This is a genomic window from Planomonospora corallina, assembly GCF_042650625.1.
GTDB lineage: Bacteria > Actinomycetota > Actinomycetes > Streptosporangiales > Streptosporangiaceae > Planomonospora_B > Planomonospora_B corallina.
Genome location: NZ_JBHSBM010000075.1, coordinates 183,719 through 191,368, shown reverse-complemented (window position 1 = coordinate 191,368; position 7,650 = coordinate 183,719). Strand labels below are relative to the sequence as shown.

Genomic DNA, 7,650 nt, shown 5'->3' with positions numbered 1-7,650 from the left:
TGTCTCGTGGTGTTCGTCAGGTAAGAGTGACGAGCGCGCGATTTTGTTACGACCAATCCCAAGATTTTTTCTCCCGACCCGGAGAAAGGGCTCCGCGACCGCGCGGATCAGGCTCTCCGAGCGGCCTCCGCCGGAGCGCCCCGCCCCCGGAGCCGCCGGAGCAGCGCTCCCGTCTCTCCCCGCGAGACGGCCACGCCGGCCAGGCAGAGCACGCCTCCCGCGACGGTCAGCCACCCGGGCACCTCGTCGAGGACCATCCATGACATCAGGACCACCAGGGCCGGGACGATGTAGGTCGTCGCGCCCATCTTCCCCGCCGTCGTCCGGGCCAGCGCGTACGCCCAGGTGGTGAAGGCCAGAGCGGTCGGGAACACGCCGAGGTAGACCATGTTCAGCGTGGCGCTCAGCGGCGCCCGGGCGACCTCGGTGGCGAGCTGCCCGGCGAACGGCAGGCACGTCACCGTCCCGACGACGCACCCGAACGTGGTCACCTGGAGCGCCGAGCCGTGCCGCAGCGCGGGCTTCTGGCAGACGACCCCCGCGGCGTACAGCACGGCCGCCGCCAGGCAGAGCAGCACGCCGAGCACGGAGGACCCGCTGTCGCCGCCGGACATCGAGACGCCTACCACGACCGCCCCCGCGAACGAGACGGCCATGCCGGCCATCAGGCGTGCCGGGAAGCCCTCCTTGAGGAGCAGACCGCCGAGGAGCGCGATGAGGATGGGGCCGATGTTGACGATCATGGCCGCGGTCCCCGCGTCCACCTCGCGCTCACCCCAGTTGAGCGCGACCATGTAGAGACCGAACCAGAGCACGCCGGAGCCGAGGATGCCGGGCCAGGCGGCCCTCTTCGGCCACCCCTCGCCCCGTACCACCAGGATGGCGGCGAGCACCAGGGAGCCCACCAGGAGCCGGCCCAGTGCCAGCGCGCCCGGCGAGTAGTGCTCGCCCGCGCTGCGGATGCTGACGAAGGCCGAGGCCCACAGAAGAACGGTGACGCCCGCCGCGGCGAGGGCCAGGCGGCCGGCGCGCGGCTCGCTCGGGATGATCTGCTCCATACCCGAACCCTAGGCTCCGGACGTTTCGTTCCCCACCGAAGTTTCCGGACCGGGAATCCGGCCGCCCGCGGACATACGATCAATTCCGTGAGTGATCCGGAGAGCATGTCCTACGGCTTTCTCGCGCTCCTGGGCCTGGGACTTCTCACGTTGGCCGCATCGGGCTACATGGCGCTCGCCACGGGCGAAGTGGTGGCTCTGGCCATCGTCGGCGTCGGCTTCGCCGTCGCGGCCCTGACCATCTACCAGCAGCGGGGAACCCCGGCCTCCGGCGGGGGCGCCGACCGCTCCCTGCCTCAGCCGCCGAACCAGGACCGTGCGGCCGGACGGGTGAGCCAGAAGACCACCGCGACTCCCAGGACCGACCCCGGCAGCGCGCCGAGGTAGGGGGAGGGACCGCGCAGGAAGAGCAGACTGGACAGGATCACGACGCCTTCGAGCGTGAAGACGGTGATCCGCACCCACGGCCTGCGGGAGTCGTATCTCGTCGTCAGTCCGGCGAGCAGTCCGAGAGGCAGCAGGATCAGAAGGCTCGACGGCGGCAGCAACGGATACGACCAGAGCGGAGGTCCGCCCATGCCGACGATCAAGCCGATGAACAGCACGAACCCCCGATCGCCGCCTGGATCCTCGTGAGGAGACGGGCCGTTCTCACTTCCTGCGGTATCCGCCGGGTCGCGTACGCCTCTGCCATCGGTGTCCTTGGAGTAAGGGGGACCGCCTGCCGATCTCAACCGAGCATAGGGATTCGATGATCACTGGTCATCTGAAACCCGCAGGCCGTTCCCTCCACTCCCCGTCCCCCCGTTCACGGACATCACCTGCCCGTCCCCCGCTTCACGGACGTCCCGTGCCCGTCCCCACGGTTCAGGGACATCCCGTGCCCGCTCAGGCGGGGAAGGGGCCCTCGGTGTAGTCGGCCACCCCGTCGCCGTCCAGGTCGACGAGCGTCTCGTCGATCACGCCGTCACCGTTGTGGTCGTTGTAGGTCACATCGGTGCGGCCGTCGCCGTTGGTGTCGTAGTTCTCCTGGTCGGCCACACCGTCACCGTCGGTGTCGATCCACTCGACGTCGGAGGCCCCGTCCCCATTGGTGTCGTAATTCTCCACGTCGCTGTAGCCGTCACCGTTGACGTCCGTCCACTGGACGTCGGTGTGACCGTCGGCGTTGGTGTCGAAGAAAGCCGCGGTGAAGTCGCTCATTTCGTCCCCCTTTGTTCCTGTCTCATGGTGTTCGTCAGATAAGAGTGACGAGCGCGCGATTTTGTTACGACCAATCCCAAGATTTTTTCTCCCGGCCGCCGACCGCCCCCGGCAAGGGACCTCCCCGCTTCCGGCAGGGGTGTCCCCCGGCGTACGGCAGGCCGCACGCCGAGCAGGCCGTACGTCCGGCGCCGTGACCGATCGATAAGCACCGTCGATGAATCCCCTCCCGCGGCGAGGCCACGTCCAGGGAGCAGCGCCGGAGCCCGACCCTCAGGCCATGAACGGCGTCGATGGATCCGGCCGGCGGGTCCCGGACGCGGGCAGGATGCCGCGCATCCGACGTCTCCGTCTCGACCCATCGGGAGCACGCATGACCGCCGCACCTCCGCAGCCGTTCCCCGCCGCCACGATCCTCGGCTATCCCCGGATCGGGCCCCGCCGGGAACTGAAGCGGGCGCTGGAGGCCTACTGGGACGGCCGCGCCACCCTCGGCGAGCTGCGCCGCACCGGCGCGGAACTGCGCGAGCGGACCTGGAAGCGCCTGACCGGGCTCGGCCTCCGGACGCCGCCGTCCAACACCTTCTCCCTCTACGACCAGGTGCTCGACACCGCGCTGCTGCTCGGCGCCGTCCCCGCCCGCCACCGCGCCGGCACCGACGAGGACACCTGCTTCGCCATGGCCCGCGGCACCGGCGCCGCCGCCCCGCTCCGCATGACCAAGTGGTTCGACACCAACTACCACTACATCGTCCCGGAGATCGGCCCGGACACCGCCTTCGCGCTCCACGCAGCCAAGCCCGTCTCGGAGGTACGGCAGGCACGCGCGCTCGGTCTGGAGACCCGTCCCGTGGTGATCGGCCCGGTGACGTTCCTGCTGCTGGCGCAGGCGGCCCCCGGAAGCCCGGCCTCCTTCACCCCGCTGGACCGGCTGGCCGACGTGCTGACCGCGTACGAGCGGCTGCTGGCGGCCCTGGCCGCCGAGGGCGTCGGCTGGGTGCAGCTGGACGAGCCCGCGCTCGTCACCGACCTCGGCGGGGCGGAGCTCGCCGCGGTCCGGACCGCGTACGAGCGGCTCGGTGCCCTGGCCGACCGGCCCGCGCTCTTCGTCGCCTCCTACTTCGGGAGCCTCGGACAGGCGCTGCCGGTCCTCGCGGGCACCCCGGTCGAGGCGGTCGGCGTGGACCTGGTCCGCGGGGACCTCACGGGCGTCGAGGCGCTGGCGGGCAAGACCGTGGTCGCCGGGGTCGTCTCCGGCCGGGACGTGTGGCGCGCCGACCGGGAGCGGGCGCTGGCCGCGCTGCTCGCCGTGCGGGAGCGAGCCGGTCACGTGGTGGTGAGCACCTCCTGCTCGCTGCTGCACGTCCCGTACGACCTGGAGGCGGAGACGGGGCTCGACCCGGCGCTGCGGCGGAGGCTGGCGTTCGCGGACCAGAAGGTCTCCGAGGTGGTGGAACTGGCCGCGCTGCTGGACTCCGCCCCCGCGCGGGCCGTACCCGCGGCCCCGGACCGCACGCGGGCCGTACCCGCGGCCCCGGACCGCACTCCGGTCCACGCCCCGGACCGTGCCCCGGTCCACGACCCCTCGGACGCCCCCGCCGTGGCGGAGCCGGAGCGCGCGGGCCGGAGCCCGTACGGCGTGCGGACCGCGGCGCAGGCCGCGCACCTGGGACTGCCCCCGCTCCCGGTCACCACGATCGGCTCGTTCCCGCAGACCGGCGAACTGCGGGCGGCCCGCGCGGCGCTGGCCGCGGGCGAGCTGGACGAGGGGGCGTACGAGGAGCGGGTCCGGGCCGAGATCGCACAGGTCATCGCCCTGCAGGAGCGGCTCGGACTGGACGTGCTGGTGCACGGCGAGCCCGAGCGCAACGACATGGTGCAGTACTTCGCCGAGCACCTCGGCGGCTTCGCGGTCACCCGCCACGGCTGGGTCCAGTCGTACGGCTCGCGCTGCACCCGCCCGCCCATCCTGCACGGCGACGTCCACCGGCCGGAGCCGATCACCGTACGGTGGACCGCCTACGCCCGGTCGCTGACCGACAGGCCGGTCAAGGGCATGCTGACCGGGCCGGTCACCATCGTCGCCTGGTCGTTCGTCCGGGACGACCTGCCGCTGCGGGACGTCGTGTTCCAGGTCGCCGACGCCGTCCGCGCCGAGGTGCGGGACCTGGAGGCCGCCGGCGTCTCCGTCATCCAGGTGGACGAGCCGGCGCTGCGGGAGCTGCTGCCGCTCCGCCGCGCCGGGCAGGAGGAGTACCTGCGCTGGGCGGTGGAGGCCTACCGGTGGGCGACGTCCGCGGCGGGCGACCGCACCCAGATCCACACCCACCTGTGCTATTCGGACGCCGACCAGATCCTCGCCGCGGTCGACGCCCTCGACGCCGACGTGACGAGTGTCGAGTCGGCCCGCTCGGGGGCGCGGCTCCTCGGCGAGCCGGCGGTGAAGGGCTTCGCGCGCGGGCTCGGCCCGGGGGTGTACGACATCCACTCTCCGCGGGTGCCCACCGCCGCCGAGGCCGGGGAGCTGCTGGAGGCGGCGCTGCGGGTGCTGCCCGCGGACCGGCTCTGGGTCAACCCGGACTGCGGGCTGAAGACCCGGACCTACGAGCAGGTCGAGGCGGCCCTCGCCAACCTGGTCGAGGCCGCCCGGCGGGCCCGGCCCCCGGTGCCCACCACGTCGCGGGCCGTCTCCGGGGCTGTGACACAGTTGAGGTGAGCCGTAGTCGATGTGAGCCGACCTGGATGGAGTTCGTCATGTCCCGGCAGATCAATCTCGCGTCACGCCCGTCGGGCTGGCCGACTCCGGACAACTTCGACCTGGTGGAGGCCGACCTCCCCGCTCCCCAGGAAGGACAGGTCCTGGTCCGCAACCTGTTCATGTCGGTCGACCCGTACATGCGGGGGCGGATGAACGACGTCGAGTCGTACGTGCCGCCGTTCCGGCTCGGCGAGCCGCTGGACGGCGGCGCGGTCGGCGAGGTCGTCGAGTCCCGGGCGCCCGGCCTGAAGGCCGGTGACCTCGTCCTGCACGGCTTCGGCTGGCGCGAGCAGGCCGTCCTCGACGCCGCCCGGGTGCGCCGGGTCGAGCCGGTCGAGGGCGTCTCCCCCTCCGCCTACCTCGGTGTGCTCGGCATGCCGGGCCTCACCGCCTACGTGGGCCTGCTGGACATCGCGGAGTTCAAGGAGGAGGAGGCGGTCTTCGTCTCCGGCGCGGCCGGCGCGGTGGGCAGCCTCGTCGGCCAGATCGCCAAGCTGAAGGGCGCCTCCTGGGTCGTGGGGAGCGCCGGTTCGGACGAGAAGGTCGCCCACCTGCGCGAGCTCGGCTTCGACGCCGCCTTCAACTACCGCGACGGCCCGGTCGGCGAGCAGCTCCGGCAGGCGGCCCCGGACGGCATCGACGTCTACTTCGACAACGTCGGCGCCGACCATCTGGAGGCCGCGATCGACGCGCTCCACGTCGGCGGCCGGGTCGCCATGTGCGGCGCGATCGCGGTCTACAACGCCACCGAGCCGGCGTGCGCGCCGCGCAACCTCTTCCTGGCCGTCGGCCGGCGGCTCACGCTGCGCGGCTTCATCGTGGGCGACCACTCCGCCCGCATGCCCGACATGATCGCGGAGGTGGGCGCCTGGCTGCGGGAGGGCCGGATCACCGCCGACGAGACCGTGGTCGAAGGGCTGGAGAACGCACCGGAGGCGTTCATCGGCCTGCTGAGGGGGGCCAACACCGGGAAGATGGTCGTCCGCCTCTGACGCCCCGGCGGTCCTCAGTCGCGGGGGATCGCCTCGATGGTCTCCATGTGCTTGTCGCCCCACTCGCCGAGGGGCAGGAGCGCGGTGTTGAGCGACTGGCCGAGCTCGGTCAGCGAGTACTCCACCTTCGGCGGGACCTGGTGGTAGACCTCCCGGTGCACCAGGCCGCAGGTCTCCATCTCCCGGAGCTGCTGGATCAGCATCTTCTCGCTGATGTCCGAGAGCATCCGCCTCAGCTCCCCGAACCGGCGCGGCTCGTCGTGCAGCGCCCACAGGATCAGCGCCTTCCATTTGCCGCCCACGACGTCGACGGCGGCGTCGAGCCCGCAGCTGTAGGTCCGCTTCTTCACCTCTGACCTCCACACTTACGAAAAGGTAAGTACCTGAGGAAATAGTAGGTACTTGAGAAAAGTACACCGGGAAACCAGCATGGGGAACACCCCGGCCGGGATCGTCAGCGGTCTCCGGCCGGGGCCCACCTGTCCCTGCGGCTGAAGCCGGGCGTCGACCGGGCCAACAGGTCAGGGGCGAGGCCACCTGTCCCTGCGGATGAAGCCGGGACTCACCTTTTCCCCGGGGCCCCCTGCGGACCCCTGCGGACCCCTGCGGGCCCCTGTGTACGAAACGGAGCACGACATGACCGACAGCGGCCGTCCGCCGGTGACCGTCATCGGACTGGGCGACATGGGCCGGGCGCTGGCCGGGGCCTTCCTCGACCGCGGCCACCCCACGGCCGTCTGGAACCGTACGGCCTCCCGGGCCGACGCCCTCGCCGCCCGGGGCGCGACCGTGGCCGCCACCCCCGCCGAGGCGATCGCCGCGAGCCCGCTCACGGTGGTCTGCCTGCTGGACGACGGCGCCGTGCGGAAGGTCCTCGAGCCGGCGGCCGCCACGCTGAGGGGCCGGACCCTGGTGAACCTCACCAACGGCACGCCCGGGCAGGCGCGGGAGACCGCCGCCTGGGCGGCCGGGCAGGGCGCGGAGTACGTGGACGGCGGCATCATGGCGGTCCCCCCGATGATCGGCGGCCCCGGGGCGCTCGTCCTCTACAGCGGGTCGCCCGCCGCCTTCACCGGCCACGAGGCGACCCTCGGCGCGCTGGGCGCCGCCAGGCACCTGGGGACGGACCCCGGCCTGGCCGCCCTGTACGACGTGGCGCTGCTCAGCGCGATGTACGGGATGTTCGGCGGGTTCTTCCAGGCCGTCGCCCTGACGCGCTCGGAGAAGGTCCCGGCCGCGGAGTTCACGCCGATGGTGGCCGCGTGGCTCGGCGCCATGATGGAGAGCCTGCCCGCGCTGGCGGAGGCGGTCGACTCGGGCGACCACTCGGCCACCGGCTCGAACCTGCGGATGCAGGCGGCGGCCTACGTCAACCTGCTGGACGCCGCCAGGGAGCAGGGCGTCGGCACCGAGCTGATGGAGCCCATGCGGGCCCTGCTCGACCGTGCCGTCGCCGCGGGTCACGGCGACGGCGACCTGTCCAGCCTCGTCGACCTGCTGCGCACGGCTCCCGCGAACGGCCCCGCGCCACGGCGCTGACCGCCCGGCCCGCGCACACCACCTCCCGGCGCACCGCTTTCCCGCACCGCTCTGACTCCCGCACACCCTGACGCCGGACCACCCGGCCGGATCGGAGAGA

At 72.4% G+C, this 7,650-nt stretch carries 7 protein-coding genes; 3 read left to right on the top strand and 4 right to left on the bottom strand.

Translation table 11 applies throughout. The features are described from left to right. Positions 1–107: 107 nt before the first annotated feature. The 3 genes from ACFOWE_RS32880 to ACFOWE_RS32870 form a co-directional block, all read right to left on the bottom strand. Entirely contained in the window at positions 108–1,058 is a 951-nt protein-coding gene (locus tag ACFOWE_RS32880) for a DMT family transporter (RefSeq protein WP_377294796.1), read from the bottom strand. 296 nt (positions 1,059–1,354) lie between these two features. Beyond that, positions 1,355–1,663: a hypothetical protein gene (locus tag ACFOWE_RS32875; RefSeq protein ID WP_377294794.1), complete on the bottom strand. Its 309-nt coding sequence runs from the start codon at positions 1,661–1,663 to the stop codon at positions 1,355–1,357. Positions 1,664–1,946: 283 nt separating this feature from the next. Beyond that, entirely contained in the window at positions 1,947–2,261 is a 315-nt protein-coding gene (locus ACFOWE_RS32870; protein ID WP_377294792.1) for a hypothetical protein, read from the bottom strand. Between the two features lie 373 nt (positions 2,262–2,634). Between ACFOWE_RS32870 and metE the strand changes: the two genes are divergently transcribed. Further along, positions 2,635–4,977 carry a 5-methyltetrahydropteroyltriglutamate--homocysteine S-methyltransferase gene (gene metE / locus ACFOWE_RS32865; protein ID WP_377294790.1) on the top strand — a complete coding sequence of 781 codons (2,343 nt, stop codon included), beginning with the start codon at positions 2,635–2,637 and terminating at the stop codon, positions 4,975–4,977. Between the two features lie 26 nt (positions 4,978–5,003). Continuing rightward, positions 5,004–6,011, top strand: coding sequence for an NADP-dependent oxidoreductase (locus tag ACFOWE_RS32860; RefSeq protein ID WP_377294788.1), 1,008 nt, complete (start codon positions 5,004–5,006; stop codon positions 6,009–6,011). Between the two features lie 14 nt (positions 6,012–6,025). Here ACFOWE_RS32860 and ACFOWE_RS32855 read toward each other — a convergent pair whose 3' ends face one another. Further along, entirely contained in the window at positions 6,026–6,361 is a 336-nt protein-coding gene (locus tag ACFOWE_RS32855) for a winged helix-turn-helix transcriptional regulator (RefSeq protein WP_377294786.1), read from the bottom strand. Positions 6,362–6,647: 286 nt separating this feature from the next. Here ACFOWE_RS32855 and ACFOWE_RS32850 point away from each other — a divergent pair, with 286 nt between their 5' ends. After that, positions 6,648–7,550 (top strand): NAD(P)-dependent oxidoreductase, encoded by a 903-nt coding sequence (locus ACFOWE_RS32850; RefSeq protein WP_377294785.1) that lies wholly within the window; start codon positions 6,648–6,650, stop codon positions 7,548–7,550. The last annotated feature ends 100 nt before the right edge of the window (positions 7,551–7,650 follow it).